Consider the following 23412-nt stretch of genomic DNA (forward strand, 5'->3'; position numbering starts at 1 on the left):
TTCCATCTATACTTCCTTTGAGTTTTAAAACTAAATACACTTTTTATGCCGGATAGACGTTCTATGTGACATAAAAAGTGTATTTTTTATGATTTTAATAAAGGTTTATATGCTGCTTAAGAACTTAATCCTTTAAACTATTACTGGGACATCAAAAATGGCGAAATAAGTTCTCCATAAGTATATGAAACCAAATGACTTTTTAAATAGAATTGAGTTATATTGAAAGGTAGATACTACCAGAGGAACAATCCGAATCTAAGTACATAAATAAGCGAGGATTTTCATGAGCATACTGTTAGCTTTACTGGCTGCTTTATTTGCAGCCTTAACGTCCATATTAGCAAAAATCGGTATTAATAATGTGAATTCAAATTTGGCCACTGCGATTCGAACGTTTGTAGTCCTAATTATGGCTTATGCCGTTGTTCGAATAACCGGGCAATGGGATGAGCTTTATACTATCCAACCTAAGGCATGGATTTTCATTATCTTATCAGGTATAACCACCGGCCTATCGTGGCTATGTTTTTTTAAGGCTATACAAATTGGTGACGTGTCAAAAGTGGTGCCCATTGATAAGTCGAGCGTCGTTATTACGATTATTTTATCCTTTATTATCCTTCAGGAACCCATGACTCCGTTAGTGATTGCAGGAGGGATTATCATTACGATTGGTACCTTTATTCTGATCGGTAAAAGAGAAAAAAAGAAGAAAGAAGGCTTTTTTCAATCGTATATTTTCCTGGCTGTCTTATCAGCTGTTTTTGCAGCACTAACCAGTATATTGGCGAAAATCGGCATCGAGGATGTTGACTCAAATGTCGCAACCTTCATTCGTACTGTCGTCATCTTAATTTTTGCATGGAGTATTGTATTTTTCCAAAGGACGCAAAAAGATCTTAAAACAATCTCTAATAGGTCCTATCTCTTTTTAATCCTATCGGGTATCGCAACAGGCCTATCTTGGTTGTGTTACTTTGCTGCCATACAAATCGGAAAGGTTTCCATCGTCGCTCCTATCGATAAATTCAGCGTAGTCATTACAATGGTTTTAAGCTTTATCATTCTAAAAGAAAAACCAAATAAAAATACGATTATTGGTGGTATTGCGATCACGATTGGTACAATTCTGCTTATTTTTTAGTCAAAGCGGTATTATATCAAAAAATAAAAACAGTGGGAATCCTTAAGTGATTCCCACTGTTTTTATTAATTATATATAGTAAAGTACATGGCTATCCATGCAGTATTGATATTTCTAAATTAGAAGCGGGCAGCAAGTTTAGCTGTATTCTCAAGACCTTCTGCAACAATTTCAACCGTACGGTCTGGGTATTGATTATGTCCTTCAATAACCATAACTTCTGGGTTAGTAATTCCCCAAAGGCTAATAGCAGATTTAATTAAATTAACTGCCATTTCCGCTCCTGGTATAGCTGAGTAATCAGAGCCTCTGGCAGACAATAGCGCAACCTTTTTATCAGCTGCATACCCTATCGGACCTTCAGCTGTATACTTAAACATTTTTCCGGCTTGAGCCAAATACGAAATATACGTAATTAATGGTGCAGGAACAGTTGAATTCCAAAGAGGGAAAGCAAATACAATTTTATCCATAGATAAGAATTGATCGATATATTGATTTGCCAAATTAACATATTTAGTTTCTTCTTCTGTTAATTCGATTCCTTGATTGTTTTTATAAAGAGCGGTAATCGCCGCATTCCCATAGTAAGGGAGTTCTGCTTGAAATAAATCCAACTCTGTAATTTCATCAGTTGGATTTGCTTCTTTATATGCATGTAAAAATGCATTGTACATTTGAACAGAAACAGCTTGGTCTGCTGGTCGATCGTTTACTTTAACAAATAAAACTTTAGTCATATGTATACCTCCATGTAAGTTATATGATTTGTAAATTTATTTTAATATAGTTTGAATTCAAAGCAAAATAATATGCCTATGTTTTACCATTATTTAAAGACTGGACATCTCCTCCCCTTCTCTGCCATAATAAAAAATTGAATTGGTTAACTAAAGTAACTATTCAACAGGGAGGAAAAATGGAAAGACATCAACAATTATTCCACGAGTTGTCTATGGTGCATAAGCCTTATATTGACCAGTTAAATGAAATTCTAATTAGATACGCTTTGAACAGACCACAATGGACAATTATGTATATCCTTTTTAATTATGGGCCACATACCCTTGTTGAGATATCTAAATATCAAAGTATCGAAAAGCCAGCGATAACCCGCACAGTCAACAGCCTCGAGCAGCAAGGGTATATTCAGTCATTTTCAAGCTCAGATAAAAGGAAGAAAAATATTCAACTGACTGCTAAAGGAAAGGAACAATATATAGTTGTAAGAAGTGAGATTGATGAATTTCAGAATGGAAAGTTAATAGGTATTACGGCAGATGAACAAGAACAATTCCTAAATATTATAGAAAGGATTAAGCAAAATTTTAATGAGTAAGGAGATAACTATGCAAACGGAACGAGCAAAATTATGGACAAAGGATTTTATTATTGTATCCGCCATTAATTTTTTATTAACACTTGTTTTTTATTTATTAATGGTTTCTATTTCTGTATATGCTGTTGAACAATTCAGTGCTTCAACGAGTGAAGCAGGACTGGTTACCGGAATTTTTATTATTGGAGCACTTATTGGCCGACTGCTGACAGGTAGAATTATCGATAAATACGGCAGAAAAAGAATATTATTATTCGGACTTGTCGTTTTTACATTAACAACTATTTTATATTTTGGGATTAATAGCTTATCATTTTTGATGGTTAACCGCTTATTACATGGAATCGGATTAGGAATTGCAAGTACGGCTACCGGTACCATTGTGGCGCAAATCATACCAGCAGAACGACGGGGTGAAGGGGTTGGGTATTTTAGCCTTAGTGCCACTCTTGCTACTGCGATTGGTCCTTTTTTAGGTATTTATTTAAAACAGCATACAACATTTGAAGTCATTTTCAGCTTTTGTATAGCATTGGGAGCTGTTAGCTTTTTAACTGCCTTTCTATTAAAAATACAAAATGAACAATCTCACACTTCTGTTGAATCAGAAAACAATAAAGCTAAAATCTCCAGTTTTATTGAACCAAAGGCTATCCCCATTGCCATTGTTATGATGCTGGGAGCCCTATGCTATTCAAGCGTCTTATCATTTATTACTTTCTATTCAGAAGAGATTCAATTAGTTGAAGCAGCAAGTTTCTTTTTTGTCGTTTATGCAGCAGCGGTTTTAGTGTCAAGACCTTTTACTGGCCGCCTATTAGATTTAAAAGGGTCTAATATTATTATGTATCCCTGCTTACTTGTTTTTGCCCTTGGACTTCTTCTATTAAGCTATGCTAATAACGGATTTATTTTGCTTTTAGCCGGCGCCATTATTGGACTCGGTTTTGGGAATATCCAATCTACAACTCAGGCTATTGCCGTAAAAGTGACTCCTCCTCACCGAATCGGTTTAGCAACAGCAACCTTTTTTATCTTTTTGGATGTAGGCTTCGGAATTGGCCCATATGTACTTGGAATGATTATTCCTTTCACTGGCTATCGAAATCTCTATCTAATCATGTCGATTCTCGTATTGACCTTAATCATAGTCTACTATTTTATGCATGGAAAAAAGGATTCTTTAGAGATGCGCAATAAATTAATAAAGCTAGAGCAAACAAAATCAAATTAAAGATCACCATTAAGGAAAAAAGCGGAAGGTCCGAGATTGGATATTCCGCTTTTTTCTATTAATTCGATTTCCATTCAGCATAATAGCATTCACATTCTCCAAGAAATATTCTGTAATGTAAAAAAGAGTGAGGCATGCATAAAATTGATGCCCCACTCTTCCCTGCGCTATTCTTCTATATTTCCCTGTTTAATATGCCTGAACTTCAGCGAAAAGGTTGCTGATTGATCTGTACTACTTACATCAATATTTATATCATAAATTTCAGAGACCCTTTTAACAATCCATAATCCAATACCTGATCCTGACGTAATCTTCTTAGCTTTACTTAGGCGCACATACTTATCAAAAATCTTATTAATATTGGAATAAAGTATAGTTGAGCCAGTGTTAGTTACATCAATATTAATCGTATTATCAAGCTTGTTCTCTCTAATTCCCACAAAAATGGTTGATCCACTTGTTGAATATTTCACAGCATTATTCAATAAATTCTGTAGGACTAATTCAAATGAATACTCATCTATCCATATTTTAGCAGTTGTACTTATGTTATCGTTTAAAATAAATGTATAGGAGGGGTAATTCCTCATATAGGCAGCCATTAATGGTTCAATACAATCTTTTGGTTCTATCCAGCTATCGGGAGGATTTCCTCCTAAATAATAAAGTTCATGCGATAATTTAATACCTGTTAATAACGAATCTATATTACTAGATTCGTTTTTAATATGAAACAATCCTTCTTTAATCTCAGGATGAGTTTCGTTATCAATCAGGTCCTCCAAATATTCAATGGTATTCTTAATATTATGTGCAGGATTACGAACCTCATGGACAATCTCTTCCAAGAAAGCGTGTGTCTCGTCTGTTACAGCCAGCATTTTTTCAACACTACGATTCGTAACATCGTTTAACTCTTTCATCTCTCTTAACATAAAGTCATTCATAAAATGAGGTGTAATATTAAACTTGTTTTTCAGCTTGTAATGATTGGTCATCTTTGATAAAGGTTTAAAGATAGTTTCAAATAATAAAGCTTGGAATAAATAGAAAAAGATGAATATGATTAAATATAAATAAGCATTCGTAATGAGTATTTCCTTAAAATCTTCAATAAGCAGAGCTGAGAGATTTATCTTCGTATATAACTGACCATTGAATGCTTCCGTTTGAATGGCATGCTCAATTTCCGCTATTACAGACCCGTTAACCTCATAAAGTTCAACCTTTATTTTTTTATCACTCAACCCATCTTTTACAAAAAACTCATCTTGATTTTGATTTAATAACCACTTAATAATTGGTAAATATTTTTTATCTTTTCCTTCATAAATATTGATATTCTTTGTTGTTTGGTTATAGGCAATATTTTGATAACTTGAGTCATTATCCAAAATCATCATATACTCATACGCACCAGCTAGCTTACCGAACTTATCATTCAAAAAATCTTCCTGTAAACCGTATTCAGCTAAATGAGTTTCAACTAAATAGAAGTTCGGCAATACTTCATTAATCCGTTGTTTTGCAGAATCGCTTACCCGATTAATATTTTGCAGTATTACTATGGATGTAAATATTAAGAACAAAAGAATATTTGACAAAATGGTAAAACGCTTAATGGTTAGCCAATTATTAATCATTGATTTCATATCCAACATTTTTAATCGTATTAATACTATTCTTACCTATCTTTCGCCTAATCCGATTTATCGTTGTATTAATAATGTCATCACTCATATCCCCATGCTCAGTCCAAATTTTTTCCCATAATTCTTGTTTACTGATAACTTGATTTTTATGTTCTAATAAATATGTATACACCTGCATTGGAATTTTTGATAGCGTCTCTACACTGCCATCTTCTTTTGTAATCGTCCCACGAAGAGGCTCAATTTTTAATCCTCTATGTATATAATACGAATTATTTTTTACTGCTGTACTTTCCATAATATTCTTTATATTAAGGACAAGTTCTTTGTAGCTGAAAGGCTTTGTAAAATATAAAAGAGCTCCTTCCTGTAATCCTCGCAATCTTGCATCTGACGAATCAGCTCCGGTTACTAGGACAAAGGGAATATTATGTTTTTTCCTTATGATAGAAGCAGCTTCCAACCCATCAATAATTGCACCATGAATGGTAATATCAAAAATTAATAAATCGTATTTCACTTTGTCACAAGCTATAATTGCATCCTCTGGATCGTCAAAATCATCTACTGTATATCCCTGTAATTCAAGCCTTTTCCTTAGTACTTTTCTCGCAACAGGCTCATCTTCTAAAATTAACATTCTAATGGGAATCACCCTCTTAAAAAATATCATTGAAATTATATCACCATAATTTTTCTAGGTAAATACTTACTTGTATTTTTATACATGAAATTGTCATTCTTAATTCAGGTAATGGTCAAAGCAAAAAGAGTGATTTCTTTAATAGCAGAAACCACTCTTTATAAATTGATCTTTTTAAACACATAAAGCGCTTATCAGACTATGGGCTTGTTAACAACACTATAGTAAAGCTCCATTAAATGTATTACAAGAAACTCACTTTATTAAATGATAAGGTACAGTAGTTATAACTACATTGCGTTTATAAAGCAAAAAAGCACGTATCAATAAGCTTGATTGGTTATGAAGGATATTGTGCCATCCTTTTTTCGGAATAAACTGAGGTATCATAACAGTAACCTGATAATTGGATCACTCGCTTTATGCTCTACTATATCGACAAATTTAGTAAGTGGCTGAATTAAGCTTCGATATTGCGAATGGAAACTAACCAAACGAATATCCGGTTGCCATGCCTTCCATTTTTGTACAAACTTCTTTTCTTCTTCCCGATCAAAGGATACATAAACAGCAATGATTTGTTGGGCTGATAAAGATTTTGCATAATTTAGTGTATTTTCAACCACTCTTGTAATCCCTGCTACCGGTACAATGATTATATTTCCTTCTATAGGAATATTCTTAACTTCTGCAGAAATACGTAATTGTTCTCCTACACCTTCATAATGATTATGAATTTTATGAAAAACAAAAATGATAATCGGTAAGAATACTAGAATAGACCAAACTTGTGAAAATTTCGTGAAAAAGAAAATCATCGTTACAATAAAACTAATAAACGCACCACTTGCGTTAATAGCCAGTTTCTTCATCCACCCTTTTGGTCGTTCACGAAACCATTTAATTGTCATTCCGGATTGTGAGAGCGTAAACGGAATAAATACCCCTACCGCATATAAAGGAATGAGCTGTTCTGTTTCCCCATGAAAAACTAGAATTAATACAATTGAAAGTAATCCTAAAATGATAATTCCATTCGAATAACCCAAACGGTCACCTCGTACCGTAAACATTCTCGGAATGTATTTATCCTTAGCCAAATTAACAGCCAATAAAGGAAAAGCCGTATAACCTGTGTTAGCTGCCAAAATCAAAATAAGTGCTGTTGTACCCTGCAAAAAATACGACAGTCACTTCATGCCTTGGCGATATACCATAATAAAAGGCTAGAAAAACAATTCCAGAAAATAAGGCGCCAAGTAAGCATCCCATACTAACCAATGTTTTGGATGCATTAAGGGGGGCAGGATCTTTAAAATTCGGGATTACATTCGATATGGCTTCCACACCAGTCAATGCTGAACTTCCTGATGTGAATGCTTTTAACAATAGAAAAAAGCTTATGCCAGCCACTGGTGTTCCAATTGATGTATGTAAATCGGCGGGGACTTGCCCAGTTATGATTTTAACTATTCCGGATCCAATTAAAAGAAATAACGAAAAGACAAATAGATATACTGGATAAGCTAATATACTGGCAGATTCAGTAATCCCCCTTAAATTCAAAATCGTTATTAACACAACAAATAACATAGCTATTTCAACTTTATATGAATGCAATACAGGAATTGCTGACGTAATCGCATCAGAACCAGCCGAGACACTTACTGCTACGGTTAATATATAATCCACAAGTAAGGAACCACCTGCTATCAACCCAAAATTCACACCCAGGTTATTTTTTGAAACGAGATAAGCCCCTCCACCATTTGGATAAGCAAAGATAATTTGTCTATAGGAAGAAATCAAGATGGTTAAAAGCAGTAATACTCCAACAGCAATCGGGATGGAATACCAAAAGGCAGCCGCTCCGAGAGTAACTAAAACAATTAAGATTTGTTCAGGTCCATATGCGACCGATGATAAAGCATCGGATGACAATATGGCCAACGCTTTTCTTTTATGAAGCTTTTGTTCTCCAGCATCCGCTGACTTTAATGGACGACCAATGAGTATACGTTTAAATGATGAAACCACTCTGTTCACCCGCTTTTAATAAAGTATGAATGTGTGCTTATTAACGTCTTAATCAACAAAAAACGCCTGCAAGTCATCGATAAATAGATCTGCAGACGTTATATTAGTTTCGTCTCACAAGTTCCACCTTCCTTCTCATAAAACGCTGACGAGGTTAGCTGTCGGATTCGGGCCTTCTGAGTAGCCCTACCATAAAGGATTCACCCCAGAAACAATGGGTCCCCCGCGCAATAATGCTTAAGCGATTTAGAAATTAGAAACTGTGATAATAATACTCCCGATATGAGAAATGTAAATATTTTCATCCGTTAATTTTTATATAATTATTAATTTATTCACATAAATTTCTTTTTGTTTTTGGTCACAGTCTACTCTGCTTTCAACCTATACATAAAGGAAAAAATCCCACAAGCAAATCAAGCCTTATAAGGTTGATATGAAATTCAAAATGATTCCTAATACTAACAATCCGTTTTAGTATGATAAGAATTTAAATATCAACCTCTTAACTAGGATAAATCCCCTCTTTAATCCTCATATTATAAGTAGTTATCGCAAATAAATAATATAATTATTAATTTGTGGTTGAAAAATGACCGAAAAACGAATATTATATTAAATGTCGTCAAAAACGTTCGCTTTTTCAAGGTGAATAGATGGAGGTATACGAATTGTTAGACAAATTTTTCTCTATAAGCCAAAACGGCTCTACTGTTAAAACGGAAGTTTTAGCAGGTATAACTACTTTCTTTACGATGGTGTACATTGTAATAGTTAACCCGGCAATCCTTTCCGCTTCAGGAATTCCCTTTAATCAGGTATTTATTGCTACCATTATCTCGGCAGTAATTGGTACGTTAATTATGGGATTATATGCAAAATATCCAATCGCTGTTGCGCCAGGTATGGGAATAAACGCTTACTTTACGAGTGTAGTTGCCACACAAGGTCTTAGCTATCAGGTTGTCCTGGGCGCAGTATTTATAGCTGGTCTCTTATTTATTTTATTAAGTTTTACTGATTTAAGAGAAAAGATCATTAATTCCATCCCACTTTCGATTAAATATGGAATTACTTCTGGTATTGGTTTATTCATAGCATTTCTTGGTTTCAGGCAATCACAAATCTTTATTGCCAATGAAAGCAATCTTGTTGGTTTAGGTGATTTAACTGCTCCAGTTCCTTTATTAACAATTGCAGGCCTATTCATCACACTTATCCTGATGGTTAGAAAAGTTCCAGGTGCCCTGTTCATCGGGATGATTATTACAGCCATCATTGGCTATTTTACTGGTATGTTAGATATCACTGCCAAAGAATTTCTTCCTTCATTACCAGAAGGAATGGCATTCTTTGATTTAGATCTTGCAGGTGTCTTCACTAACGGTTTATACTCAGTTGTGTTTTCATTTTTACTTGTAACTATCTTTGATACAACAGGTACAATGGTGGCTGTGTCCGACCAGGCTGGATTGTTAAAAGACGGCAAGTTCCCTCGAGCTAAACAGGCTTTCCTGGGTGATTCTATCGCTACTACAGTTGGTGCCGCTTTTGGTACAAGCCCGACAACTGCTTATGTGGAATCAACAGCAGGTGTTGCTGCAGGCGGACGCACAGGTTTGACATCCGTTGTTGTAGCTCTATTGTTTGTTGTTGCATTGTTCTTTTCACCATTTATCGCAGCTATATCTAACTTGTCAGCTATAACTGCTCCTGTTTTAATCATCGTTGGTTGCTTTATGATGGAAGGTTTAGCAAAGATTACATGGTCAAAATTTGATGAAGCATTTACAGCATTTGTTATCATCCTTGCAATGCCATTAACATCAAGTATCTCTACTGGTATTGCGTTTGGATTTATTATTTATCCAATCTTAAAATTAGCAGGTGGCAAAGGTAAAGAAGTTCCACCTCTCGTTTACATCTTTGGAGTACTATTCCTTATTCAATTAGTCTTCTTAGGAGGACATTAAAAAATATAGAGCTGGATTTCTTTATAAATCCAGCTCTATATTTTTACCCCCGATAAATTATTGATATTTTCTGATATCTAGATGATATACTTTTATAGTAAATAATATTGTATGGGGAGGATTAATCCATGAATAATTTTGAAGAAAAATTAGATCGTTATGCTGACTTGACTGTTAAGAAAGCCGCTAATGTACAAAAGGACCAAATTGTATTCATCATATCCACTATTGAAACTGCACCATTTACACGTAAACTTGTTAAAAAAGCCTATGAAGCAGGTGCAAAGCAGGTTTTTGTGGAATGGAGTGATGAAGAAATTAACCGAACGAAATATTTGCTGGCACCTGACGAGGCATTTACTGAATTTCCTTCATGGATGGCTGCCTCCAGAAACGAAATGGTTGAAAGAGGCGCAACTTTTATAACGGTTGTCTCTCAAGATCCGGATTTACTGAATGGGATCGCTTCAAATCGGATCGCTAATTTTCAAAAGGCTACAGGTAAGGCTCTCAATAATTTACGCGAAGCAATGCAGTCCAATAAGATCAGCTGGACAGTCGTTGCTGCTGCAGGTGAGGGTTGGTCCAAAAAAATATTCCCCGGACAAGAAAACAGCTTAGATTTACTTTGGGATGCCATCTTTTCTTCAGTCCGTGTTGATCAGGAAGATGTTATTCAAGCATGGGAGGATCATCTAGATACATTAATCAGTAAAGCTGATTATTTAAATAACAAAAAATATAAATACATACACTATAAAGCACCCGGTACGGATTTAAGAATTGAACTTTCCGAGAAACATAAATGGTGTGCAGCAGGAGCTAAAGACTCGACCGGCAAAGAATTCATAGCCAATATGCCTACTGAAGAAGTATTTACGATTCCCTTGAAAAATGGAGTAAATGGCACGGTTTCAAGCACAAAACCGTTAGCTTATGGCGGCAATGTTATTGATGAATTTACGTTAACGTTTGAAGATGGAAAAATCGTAAATGCCGAGGCGAAAAAAGGAAATGATATTTTAAATCATCTCATCAATGTTGATGAAGGAGCTAAATACTTAGGTGAAGTTGCACTGGTACCTCACCATTCACCAATATCTGAATCTAATATCTTATTCTATAATACGTTATTTGATGAAAATGCTTCTAACCACCTCGCCATTGGAGCTGGATATCCATTCTGCCTCGAAGGTGGAGAAGAAATGAATGTCGAACAATTGCATAAGTACGGGGTAAATATCAGCCAAGTGCATGAGGACTTCATGATTGGCTCAGCTGATATGGATATTGATGGAGAATTGCCTGATGGTACAAGTGAAGCCATATTCCGTAATGGGAATTGGGCGTTTTGATTAAGGGTTGAATTGGTTATATTTAATGGATGAATCGAAGAGCTGTAATAGGACTGACTATATTTACTTTGACACTTTTCATCTATATCTTCAGCCACATGTTTATTCATTTTATATACACGTGGTTATTTTTGGTGAATATTAATTGTGTTTAAAAATCAATTACAATTGTATATTTTCCCCTCCATTTAACCCAATAGCTTGTGTCAACACATATAGAAAGCTCTCAAATAAATGTACATTTATTTGAGAGCTTTCATTACATTACTTATATAAGGGTCCAAAGTTCGAGCAAGCACGAAAATCAGCTGACTCTTGATTTTGTGTTCCAAATAATCCCCATACACGAGGACGGAATATCCGAGATTCTTCAACGTTATGCATATTGACTGGAATACGTAGCATTGAAGCTAAGGTAATCAAATCCGCACCTATATGTCCGTAAGAAATCGCTCCGTGGTTTGATCCCCAGTTATTCATTACTTCATATACATCCGTGAATGCACCCTCACCTGTAATATTGGGCACAAACCATGTATTTGGCCAAGTTGGATCTGTTCGCATATCTAAAGTTTTATGGACTTCTTCGGGTAATTCTATAGAATAGCCTTCAGCGATTTGTAAAACTGGCCCCAATCCTTTAACATAATTGATTCGAGACATTGTTAACGGCATGTCTGCCTTTGTAATGAAGTTTGTCGAGAAGCCGCCTCCACGGAAATACTGACGATCTGCTGGACAGAATAGGGTATTTTCAATCATCTTGTCCACTTCTTCATCCGTGATTTCCCAGTATGGTTTTATTACTGGTTTACCATCTTTTCTTTGTTGTCCTGTACCGTCTAATGCTGCGGATCCAGAGTTTTTCAAATGGATTAGACCATTTTCCCCCATTCCTTCCAACGTATAGCCTGTTACACGTTTCACTGCATCTGGACTCCAATACGTACGAACATCGGCAAATATTTGTGCTGTATTGGTTAATAGATAGTTAAATAGCATAGCTACTCCATTTAAGCTATCATTTTCGGTTGCCATTATATATGGAGCGCGTCTGCCATTCCAATCGAATGAGCTATTTAAAATCGTTTCCATGAAATCTCCGTTCGGGAAATGATCCGTCCATTGGCGTTGCCCTTGGAAACCGGATAAAATCGCGTTATGACCATCTGCTTCTTCTACATAACCCATTTCCGCTAATTTTCTGTTACCGACCATTAAGTCACGGCCAATTAACGTCATTTTGACAACCGTTTCCCAATCACTTGCACGTTTTTCATCAGTAAATTTCAAATGATCAGGATTTTTATCAAATCCTTCTCTTATATTCTCTTTTATCCATTTTAATGCTTTTCCGTACTCTTCTTTATCGTATATTTCTTCTTCCAAGCGACGAGTGAATTCAGACATATCAATATATTCATTTCTCATGCCAAGATATTCTTGGAAGAAGTCATCTTTCACAATTGAACTCGCAATTCCCATTGATACGCTACCCATCGAAAGATATGCTTGATTTTTTATCAATGCAACAGAAAGTCCTGCCTTTGTAAACTGAAGCAATTTTTCCACAATATCTTCTGGAATCTCATCTGTACCTGAATCTTGAACATCATGTCCATATATACCAAAAGCAGGAACACCCTTTTGAGCGTAAGCTGATAGTACAGCTGCAAGATATACAGCACCGGGACGCTCTGTTCCATTAAATCCCCAAACAGCGTGAGGCATGTGGGCATCTAAATCCATTGTTTCTGTTCCGTAGCACCAGCATGGAGTAACAGTAATGGTTAAACCAACATTCTCTGAACTAAATTTCTCTTTACAATCAGATGCTTCTTTCACGCCGCCAATTGTCGAATCAGCAATCACACAGCGAACCTTTTCTCCATTAGGATAATACAATGTTGATTCTAATAATTCTGCTACTTTTCTTGCCATAAGCATTGTTTGCTCTTCAAGTGATTCCCTAACACCATTCCTTCTACCATCAATCGTTGGTCTAATTCCAATTTTGGGTAATCTATTCATTATTGTATTCCTCCTATACCACACTTTTTAATCGTCTTTTTAATGATTGCTTGGCAGCTGCAGTCCCAAAAAGCGAATGTCTGCCAAACAATCTAGTAATCTAATGGACCAGTAGAAATTTTATTCGTATAATAACGGAGCTATTTCCTCAGAATCTATGTTTGAAGAATCGTACCATTTAGCTCCAGTATCAACATCTGCAACTTCTTCACCTTTTGCTGCTGCAATCGAAAGTTTAACTGCTTGATAACCAATTGAGATTGGATCTTGAGTCACAGAGCCATAAAAACGTTCTTTTTTTACAGCATCTAATTGAAGAGAACCGGAGTCAAATCCTACAGCGATGACTTTATCTGGACCAATTTTCCCACCAGAAATAGCATTATCTGCATTAACAATCGCTTTTGCAGCAAATTCATTTGAGCCATAAATACCAATTAAGTCTGATTTTTCAAGCAAAGTTTGCGCTTCTGTTTGACCAGCTGCATCTGTTAATTGTGCTGGTACTCTTGTTTCTATCACAACAGGTGCACCACTGACTTTTACATCATTTTTAAGCTTTGTATGTCCTGAAACTGCCACTTTACCTTCACCAACAACACCTTCTACTAACTCAACCATTTTGTCGATAAAGCCTTCCGTACGAGCGGTGATTGACATTGAATTTACTTCTTGGGCAACAACACCAATACGTACGACATCTCCATTTGCTGAAGCTACCTTCTCTTCAATACCTTTGTACATTCCTTCTGCGGCAAGCTCACCTGCAGCATAATTATCTGTTGAAGCATTTGCTAATACAGCTCCCTCCGGCGCATCAGGAACACCAGAGTCAAACCCAATAATTGGAATCTTGTTGTTCATTGCCTTTTGAATTGCATCTAGAGATGCATTTGTATCAAGTGCAGCTAATGCGATTGCTGATGGTTTTTTGTTAATTGCGTTATTAATCATTTCTACTTGCTCTGCAATTGCGGACTCGTTCTTTGGCCCAACGAACTGAATCTCTGCACCATTTTCTTCAGCTGCCTTTTCAGCACCTGTTTTTACAGCTCTCCAGAAGTCGTGTTGAAACCCCTTTGCTACAACCTCAATTTTCATTTTCCCATCAGAAGCTTTGCCTGATCCACTAGACTCTTCACTTCCACAAGCTGTAAGTAAACCTAATGAAACAATTGATGATAATAAAACCAGTCCCATTTTATTCTTGACTTTTATCATTAATATAACCTCCCTCTCTATTAACCTCGTTTATTTCTGCGGCGCACATCGAAGTAAACTGCAATGATCACAACGATACCTGTAATAAATAATTGATAGTGTGGCTGTAAATCGATGTATGGTAAACCGACTTTTAGAACACTCATGATGAATACACCGATGATTGTTCCAAAGATGGTTCCTACTCCACCAGAAAGGGACGTACCACCTATAACAACGCCCGCAATAGCATCCAATTCGAACCCAGCACCCTCACCTGGAAGAATAGTTGTATATGTAGCCGCGTAAGCGATGCCAGCCACTCCAGCACAAATCCCACTAATTACATAAGCAATGGTTTCCCATTTGTTTACATTAACACCTGATAATCTAGTTGCCTCTCGATTACTTCCAATTGCAAAGATATAGCGACCAATTTTTGTTTTATTTAGGATAATCGCTGCTATGATGGTAAAGATAAGAAGCACAATGATTCCCATAGGAAAGTTATTTTCCAAGCGAAAAATACTCTTATACCAACCATCTTCTGAACCTCTTAATGGGAAAGTTATACTTTGAACATTCGAAACAATAGATCCTAAACCTCTAGCGACCATCATCGTACCTAACGTTGCAATAAACGCAGGTAACTTAAAGCGGGCAACCAATACACCGTTTAACAATCCAAATAATGCACCAACAGCGATAATACAAATTAAAGCAAGCCATAAAGGTAGTCCTAAATCCGTATATAAAACACCTCCTATGATTGCGGCGCACATCATTACAGTTCCAATTGAAAGATCAATTCCACCGGTGATAATAACAAACGTAACACCAATAGCTAGGAAGCCAATATAATAAGATGCGTCAAATATACTAGTTAACGTGTCAGTAGAGCTAAACGCTGGACTTGATACAAAAAAGAATAAATAGATGACAACCAATGCTATGGTAGCAATGAACTTTTGATCCTTCGTGATTCTCAATAAGATACTACTAGAATTCGCTTTTTCTATCTTATTACTCACTTATTCTCCCTCATTTCTTAAGGTTGCATAGTGTAATATTTTTTCTTGAGTTGATTCCTCAATTGATAGTTCTCCTGTTTTTCTCCCTTCACACATTACAGCGATACGGTCACTCATACGCAACACTTCCGTCATGTCAGAGGAGATCATTATAATCGACTTCCCTTTTTTTGTTAACTCATTCATTAGACTGTATATCTCACTTTTAGCCCCAACATCTATCCCCTTTGTGGGTTCATCAAAGATCAAAATATCACAGTCTCTAGCTAACCATTTAGCAATGACTACTTTTTGCTGATTCCCGCCAGACAGGTTACGTAAAATCTGCTTTGTTGAAGGAGTTTTTGTTTTTAAATCATTTATATAGCGATTACTTACCTCATCAATCCGTTTATCCTCAATAATGCCATTTTTAATATAGTTATCTAATGATGGCATTATTGTATTATTTGAAATATCCATATCTAAAAGAATCCCATACTGCTTACGGTCTTCAGACAAGTAACCGATTCCATTTGTAACTGCATCTTTTGGACTGTTAATATTAGTCTGTTTCCCTTTAATATAAATCTCTCCACTATCTTTCTTATCAGCACCAAAAATCAATCTGGCCACTTCGGTTCGACCTGCACCCATTAATCCTGCAAAACCTAATATTTCCCCTCTTCGCAACTCAAAGCTAACACCTTTTACAGCCCTTCCTACGGAAAGATTCTTTACAGATAATACAACTTCGGCATCTGGATTTACATTCGATTCTTGTTTTGGATCTTCATAAATGACACGGCCAACCATCATACTGATGATTTCGTCCTTTGTAGTCTTTTTCGTTTCTAATTGACCAACGTATTCACCATCACGCATCACTGTTACTTTATCAGTAATTTTAAAGATTTCTTCCATTCGGTGCGTTATATAAACGATTGCAATTCCCTTACTCTTTAAATCCTCAATAATTTTAAATAGCTCTTCCGTTTCCTTTCTTGTAAGAGCTGTAGTCGGTTCATCAAACACGACAACTTTTGCATTCATAGATATTGCCTTAATGATTTCAACCATTTGCTGCTTTCCGACTGTTAAATTCCCGACCACTTCCTTTGGATTTACATCCAGATTTAAAAGCTTAAAATACTCTTTAGCTCTGCTGTTAATGTCGGCATCATTCGTGAAAAACTTCATTTTCATGCTTTCACGGCCAATAAAAATATTTTGAGCCACTGTTAAATGGTTCATCATATTTAACTCTTGATGGACGATTGATATTCCAGCTTCCTGTGACTCTTTTGGACTTGTAAATTCAACTTCTTTACCGTCAAAAACAATGTTTCCAGAATCTTTCGCATAGATTCCTGTCAGCACTTTCATTAATGTTGATTTTCCAGCGCCATTTTCACCCATTAAAGCATGAACTTCACCTTTTCTTAATTCTAAGTTTGCATTCTTCAAGGCATGTACCGGTCCAAAAGCTTTAGATACATTGGTCATTGATAAAATTAAATCATTCACGTATTCCACCTCCTGTCATCAAACTACTCCCTTTTTCAAAATAACATTTGCATATAAAGAGTTTTCACTCGTTGAGACAATGGCATAAGCTTGCTTACTTCTTTCGTAAAAAGCAAAGCGTTCGATGTGCTCGATACTTGTATTCTCTTCCTTTGATGCTCCTAAAATCTTTTTATACGTATCCCATATTTCTGGTTGATACGGATCACCATCTACAACCTTCATTAGTGATACGGAATTTTCTGAATATGTATCCAATGGAAATAATTCTAAGATGGCTTCTAATAGCTCGGGAACGTTTAACCCTTCACATCTAACCAAATTTCTTGCATGGGAAGCTCCTGGGAAGTTGCCATCTGCTATGACAATTTCATCGCCATGCCCCATTTCCATTAAAATTTTTACTAAGTCTGGTGATAAAATCGGAGGTATCTTTTTTAACATGTTAAAAACTCCTCACTTGTTTAATATCTTTCATCACTTTTATATATCGAGCATATTGTTTTTCCCATATTTTTGCGTCCGTAGGCTCATAGGTTAGAACCTCAAATGAGGATTGGACCAACTCTCTTCCTTGATTCAAATCCTTGATTTCGTTTTGGGCAATCAATTGCACGATACAGTTCCCGATTGCTGTTGCCTCAACAGGCCCAGCAATCACTTTTAATTGAGCAGCATCTGCAACCATTTGACAGAGGATAGACGCTTGAGAACCACCACCCACAATATGAACCGTTTCGTATTCCTTTCCCACACATTCTTCAATTTCATTGAATACCAATCTGAATTTAAGCGCTAAACTTTCATAGATGCAGCGAATCAATTCACCATCTGTTTGCGGCACAGTCTGCTTTGTAACTCGCGCATATTTTCGAATTCGAGAAGGAATGTCTCCAGGAATTTGAAAGTCATTAAAATCTGTGTCGATAAAGCACTTAAATGGAGGTGCCTCTTCGGCAATCTTGATAATATCACTATAAGAATAGTATCTTCCTTCTCTTTCAAATTGCCGTTTAGTTTCCTGGATAAGCCATAGTCCAGTTATATTTTTCAAAAATCTCGTCGTACCACCGAAACCGCTTTCATTTGTAAGGTTGTACTTTTCTGACTTTTCATTAATGATTGGCTCTGGTAATTCTGTCCCTACTAATGCCCAAGTGCCGCAAGAAATAAATAGGAAATCTTCTTTTGCCGGTACACTAACGACTGCACTTGCTGTATCATGGGAGCAAACCGCCATAACAGGTGTTTCAGGAATCGATAATTCTTCCATTAATAATTTTGATACTTTTCCAACTTCCGTTCCAGGTTTGATCACTTCTGTGAACATTTTCGTTGGAAAACCTAGCTTTCTCATTAATTGTTCATTCCAGTTCTTTTCATATGGATCAAAAAGCTGAGTGGTAGAGGCAATGGTTTCTTCAGACTTCATTTCACCTGTCAGTAGATAATTGAACAAGTCAGGCATTAACAACAAGGTATTATTTTCACTTAACACATCATGATACTTCTTCAGGAAGACAAGTTGAAAAATTGTATTGATATTCATAATTTGATTACCGGTCAACTCATAAAGCTCTTTATTTGTACAAAATTTCAATGCTTCCTCAACCATACCGTCAGTGCGCTTATCTCTATAATGAACCGGGCCACTAATCAAGAGACCTGTAGGGTCAAAAATAGCGAAATCAACACCCCATGTATCAATGCCGATACTACTTACTAGTTCTTTATCAAAAGCCAACTGAAGCGATTTTTTCATTTCAGAGAATAACGTATAGATATCCCAATGAAGTGTTTCATTTTTATATATCGGCTTGTTTTCGAACCGGTGAATTTCTAGTAAAGATAGTTTATTGTCTACTATTGACCCTAATATCGCTCTCCCACTCGAAGCTCCAAAGTCAAAAGCTAGAACGTGTTTCTCCATAATCATTCACCTAGCTTCCAAGTTTTGTTTAATCGTTATATTTTTTATATCCTGGATGTTTGCCTGTAAATTTATAATAATCAGATCGCAGGTTCATTAATTGATCTAGCTTCCCTCGTTCAATTTCTGGTTCAGGTCCACCGTTCAATATTCTCGCTACCAAACTCGTTTTCGCCCATAGTTCTAAAGATTCCATACGATAGTAGGCAGTGATTAAATCTGCGCCTACAGTTAGTGCACCGTGATTTTCAAGAAGCAACACATCATGGTCAGATAAATATGGTGTAATCGCTTCTGGAACTTCGTCAGTAGAAGGTGTTCCATAAGGGGTAATTGGAACCGACCCAACTACTAAAGAAGGTTCAACTAACGAATAATTATCCATGTGAACTTTCGCTAAAGCAAAACCAGTGGCAGTTGGTGGATGTGCATGAACAACAGCACCGATATCTTCGCGTTCCTGGTAACAACGCATATGCATCTTAATTTCACTGGAAGGGCGATAGTTTCCGTTTGGTTCAATTAATTCGCCTTTACCATTGATTTTCACAATTTTATCTGGAGTCATAAAACTTTTGCTTATTTGAGTAGGGGTTGCCAGATAGACATCCTCAGCTATCTTCACTGTGACATTACCATCATTAGCAGCAACCCAGCCTAATTGCCATGTTTTATAACAAACATCACAAATTTGTTCTCTTATTGATTGTTCGTCCATAATTATCTCCTCGTTCATGTTTGTTCCCCCTGTATTGTTTTGAAATCTTGATGGTTTTATTGTATATTTTTTCATTAATATTTTGTATATTTGAATAGGAAGTTGAAAATAAAGCGCTTCCAGTGTAAAGTTTTAATCAAATATGTTCAAAATTCGTCAAAAAGGGGGATGAAGTATTGCCAGTTCGTGAAAGGATAGAATCAATATTAGAAATTCTAGATAAGAGAAAAAATGTACCAACATCCTATATATGTGAAGAGCTTTATTGTAGTCCAGCCACGATACGAAGAGATTTAATCGAAATGGAGAAACAAGGTTTAATAGAACGGCGCCACGGCGAAGTTTCCCTTATCCCTAGATCAAAAGTTGAGTTTTCCTATCTTTATAGAGAAACAAAGAACCTGAACGAAAAAAAATACATTAGCAAGTTGGCAAGAGATTTTATTTCAAATGGACAAACTATTTTTCTTGATGCGAGTAGTACCGTGATTAACCTTTGCCCACTCCTAGAGGAATATAAAAATCTAACTGTCTTAACGAATGGAATCAAAACATCTATGGAACTAAGTTTGCTTACGAGTATTGATGCCTTTTTAACTGGGGGAGAAATTAAACAGGGTTCTTCTGCCATCGTAGGGGAATTTTCAAAAGAGTTTTTAAACAATTTCAAAGCGGATATTTGCTTTATCTCTTGTCGTTCACTCAATAAAAATGGGATTTTTGAAGTAAATCATCACCAACCTTTAGTCAAAAGACATATGATGAAGAACTCTGATATGACTGTTTTATTATGTGACAGCAGTAAATTTGACCAAGATGGGTTCTTCAAACTTGCTGATTTTACTCAGATACATACGATCATAACTAATGAAAAACCGTCAGAAGATATCATTCAAATTGTTAATTCTGCAGGAAGCGAGATTATCTGGTAGTAGTTACCTAATGTCTTTAAGCTATTTAACCATTTCTATTTAAAAGAATGCTCTTGATGAAAAAGATTCTTTACCTACTCAATGGATTTTCTTTCTTAGGTAAACATTTACTTTAATAAGATTTTTTATAGTTTTCAGAAAGATATACTTCCCCAGAAGAAAGTTAGAGTTGCAATCTAACTTTCCGGGGTCACTGCCTTCTCTTTTAAATTCTCATTAATTTTTAATTGCTGTGTTGCAAATTTATGGTAGAGTTCATGAGTTTTCATTAATTCTTCATGTGTGCCTTTGCCTGTAATTTCACCCTTTTCAATAAATAACAACTGGTCGGCATTGACGACAGTTGATAATCGATGGGCAATAACGATTGTCGTCCTCCCTACCATTAGTTTATTTAATGCAGCCTGTACGATTTGTTCAGACTGGCTGTCTAAACTTGATGTGGCCTCGTCTAGCATTAGAATACTTGGATTTCTCAATAACGCTCTTGCTATCGCAATTCGTTGGCGCTGTCCTCCTGACAGCTTCAATCCCCTCTCCCCTACATCCGTTTGGAATCCTTCTGGAAGCTGCTGAATGAATTCAAGTGCATGAGCCATTTTAGCTGCTTGCTCCAGTTCAATGGAGGTGACTTCCCTTTCCAGACCATAACATATATTATCCTGGATCGTACCTGCCAAAAGCGGGCTTTCTTGAGATACATACCCAATATGCTTCCGCCACGATTGCAAATTGTATTCACCGATAGGAATTCCCCCTATCCTGATTGATCCCTCACTTGGTTCGTAAAAGCGTTCAAGCAATTTAAACAGAGTCGTTTTCCCGCCACCGCTTGGTCCAACAATCGCTGTTACTTTTCCCGCTTCAATCGTTGCATTTAAATGACGAAGAATCAAAGACTCCTCTGCATATCCAAATGATAAATCATCGATAACGATATCGACATTTGCTTTTACTAGTTCTTTCCCTCTGAGTAAATCCTCTTCTTTTTCATTCAGGATTTCAATTATTCTCATGGTTGCCCCCATCGAACGCTGCAATTGAGTGAAAAATGTCGTGATTTGTCCCATAGGCATAATAATTTGAAAAATATAAAGAATAAAAGCTACAAGCGAACCTGCTGTAATTATTCCGCTTGCTACCTGCATACCGCCATACCCGATAATTCCTACTAGAGCAGCCATTAGCACTAATGTGATAATTGGTGAAACAAGAGACTGGGTCTTCGCTTCTTTTAAACCGAGAGCGAACAACCGTTTTACACCTGACATTCCCCTATTATATTCAATTTCTTCTGCATTGGATGCCTTGACTAAGCGGATTTCAGGTAGGACCTGATTTAATACTCCTGTAAATCTACCAGTTTCAGCTTGGGTCTCCTTCGAGATATTAAGCATTATTCGGCCAATTGGTATTAAAATCATGGCTGCTATTGGGAATACAATAAATATTAACAGGGTTAATTTCCAGTTCATGATAAATAATATCGTTATAGACCCAATAACTGAAATCATTCCAGTAATAGCCCCAACTAAATGGGTAGTTATTAATTCTTTGACGACCATCGTGTCATTTGTTAACCTGCTAATCATTTCACCTGAACCATATTTGTCAGAGTACGAAACAGGCAGCTTAATCAACTTTTTCCATAATAAATCCCGCAAGCCTGCAATGATTTTTTGACCATTATATCCAAGTGCATAGGTCGCGTATGCACTTAAACCAGCTTGAGCAATAAACACCAATACAATTATAAGAATCTGACTTTTAGATAAAGAAGACATACTGAAGCCATCTACCAATTCCTTTGTTAACAATGGAATGAGCAACCCAATAAGGGTAGTAATAATACTCAGACCGAGTGCAAAACCAAGTCTTCCATATGAAGGGTTAGTTGCATGCAATAACCGAAAAAAGCGTTTATAACTCCCCTTCTGTTTTCTTTCATTCATAAACTTTCTTCCTCCTGAGTTTAGCTTCTATATTAACGTTACCGAAGAACTGATATAAAGACAATCCTAATTATGTAAAACATTGGGATTTTAAACTGAATTTAATATGTTTTATACATTATACATTTTTTCAAGTCCTATTTCTTTTTTTAAGGGACCTACAAAACCATCGTATATAAACTGTCATATTTTACACTTTCCGAAACTGTATAGCTATATTGACTTGTATATATTATATAAATATAATTTTATTTGCTTTTAATTTGGTTACTTAACTATTAGGAAGGCATTATTTTAGTAGTGGAGGTATGACAGTAAACAAAGACCAATCAGTTGGAAAATTGAACAGGGCTTTTACACAGTTTGACAAATTGGATTGGGAAAAGAAAACAATAAAAGGATATAAACCAAGTGAAATAAGAGTTTTGACATGTATCAAGAAAAAAACTCAACATATTACCGAGATTAAGGTATCCGAGATCAGCAAGCAGTTAAATGTTAAATTACCATCTGTTACCCCAATTTTAAATAAGCTGGAACAGCATAACCTAATTACCCGCAGAATTGATAAAAATGATCGCAGGGTGGTACTGGTTACATTAACATGTGAGGGAGAATCTGTAGCAGATGCAGCACTTGCTAAATTACATCATACTTTTACCCTTCTAGAGGAATATATCGGATTAGATGATAGTAAAGAACTTACCCGATATTAACAAAAGTACATGA

The 23412-nt window shown here is 36.0% G+C and carries 18 protein-coding genes, 1 pseudogene and 1 riboswitch; of the genes and pseudogenes, 7 read left to right on the forward strand and 12 right to left on the reverse strand.

The window, feature by feature from the left end:
- Positions 1-286 precede the first annotated feature (286 nt).
- Positions 287-1147: an EamA family transporter gene (locus tag AC4D4A_RS09860; RefSeq protein WP_490995747.1), complete on the forward strand. Its 861-nt coding sequence runs from the start codon at positions 287-289 to the stop codon at positions 1145-1147.
- A 119-nt stretch (positions 1148-1266) separates the two neighbouring features.
- Here AC4D4A_RS09860 and AC4D4A_RS09865 read toward each other — a convergent pair whose 3' ends face one another.
- Positions 1267-1887, reverse strand: a complete 621-nt coding sequence (locus tag AC4D4A_RS09865) for an FMN-dependent NADH-azoreductase (protein WP_490995748.1) — start codon at positions 1885-1887, stop codon at positions 1267-1269.
- A gap of 179 nt (positions 1888-2066) precedes the next feature.
- Between AC4D4A_RS09865 and AC4D4A_RS09870 the strand changes: the two genes are divergently transcribed.
- On the forward strand, positions 2067-2486 hold the full coding sequence (locus AC4D4A_RS09870) for a MarR family winged helix-turn-helix transcriptional regulator (RefSeq protein ID WP_490995749.1): 420 nt from the start codon (positions 2067-2069) through the stop codon (positions 2484-2486).
- A gap of 10 nt (positions 2487-2496) precedes the next feature.
- A complete protein-coding gene (locus AC4D4A_RS09875; protein ID WP_490995750.1) occupies positions 2497-3720 on the forward strand; it encodes an MFS transporter in 1224 nt (407 codons plus the stop codon).
- Positions 3721-3887: 167 nt separating this feature from the next.
- On the opposite strand, the gene AC4D4A_RS09880 is transcribed toward AC4D4A_RS09875, so the two are convergent.
- The 3 genes and pseudogenes from AC4D4A_RS09880 to AC4D4A_RS09890 all read right to left on the reverse strand — a co-directional run bounded on the left by AC4D4A_RS09880 (position 3888) and on the right by AC4D4A_RS09890 (position 8055).
- Positions 3888-5366 (reverse strand): sensor histidine kinase, encoded by a 1479-nt coding sequence (locus tag AC4D4A_RS09880; RefSeq protein WP_490995751.1) that lies wholly within the window; start codon positions 5364-5366, stop codon positions 3888-3890.
- Complete coding sequence (locus AC4D4A_RS09885) at positions 5359-6015, reverse strand: response regulator transcription factor (RefSeq protein ID WP_490995752.1); 657 nt, start codon at positions 6013-6015, stop codon at positions 5359-5361. Before AC4D4A_RS09885 ends, AC4D4A_RS09880 begins: the two co-directional genes overlap by 8 nt.
- 258 nt (positions 6016-6273) lie before the next feature.
- Positions 6274-8055 (reverse strand): annotated as a pseudogene (locus AC4D4A_RS09890) (APC family permease).
- 127 nt (positions 8056-8182) lie between these two features.
- Positions 8183-8309, reverse strand: a riboswitch (cyclic di-AMP (ydaO/yuaA leader).
- 417 nt (positions 8310-8726) lie between these two features.
- On the opposite strand from AC4D4A_RS09890, the gene AC4D4A_RS09895 reads away from it, so the two are divergent.
- Both AC4D4A_RS09895 and AC4D4A_RS09900 read left to right on the forward strand, forming a co-directional pair.
- Positions 8727-10028 (forward strand): NCS2 family permease, encoded by a 1302-nt coding sequence (locus tag AC4D4A_RS09895; RefSeq protein ID WP_490995753.1) that lies wholly within the window; start codon positions 8727-8729, stop codon positions 10026-10028.
- Between the two features lie 128 nt (positions 10029-10156).
- Entirely contained in the window at positions 10157-11383 is a 1227-nt protein-coding gene (locus AC4D4A_RS09900) for an aminopeptidase (RefSeq protein WP_490995754.1), read from the forward strand.
- A 264-nt stretch (positions 11384-11647) separates the two neighbouring features.
- Here the strand turns inward: AC4D4A_RS09900 and AC4D4A_RS09905 are convergent, their stop codons facing one another.
- The 7 genes from AC4D4A_RS09905 to AC4D4A_RS09935 all read right to left on the reverse strand — a co-directional run bounded on the left by AC4D4A_RS09905 (position 11648) and on the right by AC4D4A_RS09935 (position 19817).
- Positions 11648-13414: an L-fucose isomerase gene (locus tag AC4D4A_RS09905; RefSeq protein WP_490995755.1), complete on the reverse strand. Its 1767-nt coding sequence runs from the start codon at positions 13412-13414 to the stop codon at positions 11648-11650.
- Between the two features lie 120 nt (positions 13415-13534).
- Positions 13535-14635 (reverse strand): ABC transporter substrate-binding protein, encoded by a 1101-nt coding sequence (locus AC4D4A_RS09910; protein WP_490995756.1) that lies wholly within the window; start codon positions 14633-14635, stop codon positions 13535-13537.
- Positions 14636-14655: 20 nt separating this feature from the next.
- Positions 14656-15645 (reverse strand): ABC transporter permease, encoded by a 990-nt coding sequence (locus AC4D4A_RS09915; protein WP_490995757.1) that lies wholly within the window; start codon positions 15643-15645, stop codon positions 14656-14658.
- Positions 15646-17151, reverse strand: a complete 1506-nt coding sequence (locus AC4D4A_RS09920) for a sugar ABC transporter ATP-binding protein (protein ID WP_490995758.1) — start codon at positions 17149-17151, stop codon at positions 15646-15648.
- 18 nt (positions 17152-17169) lie between these two features.
- Entirely contained in the window at positions 17170-17595 is a 426-nt protein-coding gene (gene fucU / locus AC4D4A_RS09925; protein WP_490995759.1) for an L-fucose mutarotase, read from the reverse strand.
- Between the two features lies 1 nt (position 17596).
- Positions 17597-19081, reverse strand: a complete 1485-nt coding sequence (locus tag AC4D4A_RS09930) for a rhamnulokinase (RefSeq protein WP_490995760.1) — start codon at positions 19079-19081, stop codon at positions 17597-17599.
- 28 nt (positions 19082-19109) lie between these two features.
- Entirely contained in the window at positions 19110-19817 is a 708-nt protein-coding gene (locus tag AC4D4A_RS09935; protein ID WP_490995761.1) for a class II aldolase/adducin family protein, read from the reverse strand.
- Positions 19818-19975: 158 nt separating this feature from the next.
- Here AC4D4A_RS09935 and AC4D4A_RS09940 point away from each other — a divergent pair, with 158 nt between their 5' ends.
- A complete protein-coding gene (locus tag AC4D4A_RS09940; protein WP_490995762.1) occupies positions 19976-20731 on the forward strand; it encodes a DeoR/GlpR family DNA-binding transcription regulator in 756 nt (251 codons plus the stop codon).
- A 176-nt stretch (positions 20732-20907) separates the two neighbouring features.
- Here AC4D4A_RS09940 and AC4D4A_RS09945 read toward each other — a convergent pair whose 3' ends face one another.
- On the reverse strand, positions 20908-22683 hold the full coding sequence (locus tag AC4D4A_RS09945; RefSeq protein WP_490995763.1) for an ABC transporter ATP-binding protein: 1776 nt from the start codon (positions 22681-22683) through the stop codon (positions 20908-20910).
- A 308-nt stretch (positions 22684-22991) separates the two neighbouring features.
- Between AC4D4A_RS09945 and AC4D4A_RS09950 the strand changes: the two genes are divergently transcribed.
- Positions 22992-23399 (forward strand): MarR family transcriptional regulator, encoded by a 408-nt coding sequence (locus AC4D4A_RS09950; protein WP_490995764.1) that lies wholly within the window; start codon positions 22992-22994, stop codon positions 23397-23399.
- The last annotated feature ends 13 nt before the right edge of the window (positions 23400-23412 follow it).

This window comes from Pradoshia sp. Z5_111, assembly GCF_058267535.1.

Bases quoted from the DNA above. Each gene is read 5' to 3' on its own strand.
- AC4D4A_RS09930 (WP_490995760.1), bottom strand. From the start codon at position 19,081: ATGGAGAAACACGTTCTAGCTTTTGACTTTGGAGCTTCGAGTGGGAGA.
- AC4D4A_RS09870 (WP_490995749.1), top strand. From the start codon at position 2,067: ATGGAAAGACATCAACAATTATTCCACGAGTTGTCTATGGTGCATAAG.
- AC4D4A_RS09865 (WP_490995748.1), bottom strand. From the start codon at position 1,887: ATGACTAAAGTTTTATTTGTTAAAGTAAACGATCGACCAGCAGACCAA.
- AC4D4A_RS09875 (WP_490995750.1), top strand. From the start codon at position 2,497: ATGCAAACGGAACGAGCAAAATTATGGACAAAGGATTTTATTATTGTA.
- AC4D4A_RS09910 (WP_490995756.1), bottom strand. From the start codon at position 14,635: ATGATAAAAGTCAAGAATAAAATGGGACTGGTTTTATTATCATCAATT.
- AC4D4A_RS09950 (WP_490995764.1), top strand. From the start codon at position 22,992: ATGACAGTAAACAAAGACCAATCAGTTGGAAAATTGAACAGGGCTTTT.
- fucU (WP_490995759.1), bottom strand. From the start codon at position 17,595: ATGTTAAAAAAGATACCTCCGATTTTATCACCAGACTTAGTAAAAATT.
- AC4D4A_RS09900 (WP_490995754.1), top strand. From the start codon at position 10,157: ATGAATAATTTTGAAGAAAAATTAGATCGTTATGCTGACTTGACTGTT.
- AC4D4A_RS09935 (WP_490995761.1), bottom strand. From the start codon at position 19,817: ATGAACGAGGAGATAATTATGGACGAACAATCAATAAGAGAACAAATT.
- AC4D4A_RS09885 (WP_490995752.1), bottom strand. From the start codon at position 6,015: ATGTTAATTTTAGAAGATGAGCCTGTTGCGAGAAAAGTACTAAGGAAA.
- AC4D4A_RS09945 (WP_490995763.1), bottom strand. From the start codon at position 22,683: ATGAATGAAAGAAAACAGAAGGGGAGTTATAAACGCTTTTTTCGGTTA.
- AC4D4A_RS09860 (WP_490995747.1), top strand. From the start codon at position 287: ATGAGCATACTGTTAGCTTTACTGGCTGCTTTATTTGCAGCCTTAACG.
- AC4D4A_RS09880 (WP_490995751.1), bottom strand. From the start codon at position 5,366: ATGATTAATAATTGGCTAACCATTAAGCGTTTTACCATTTTGTCAAAT.
- AC4D4A_RS09905 (WP_490995755.1), bottom strand. From the start codon at position 13,414: ATGAATAGATTACCCAAAATTGGAATTAGACCAACGATTGATGGTAGA.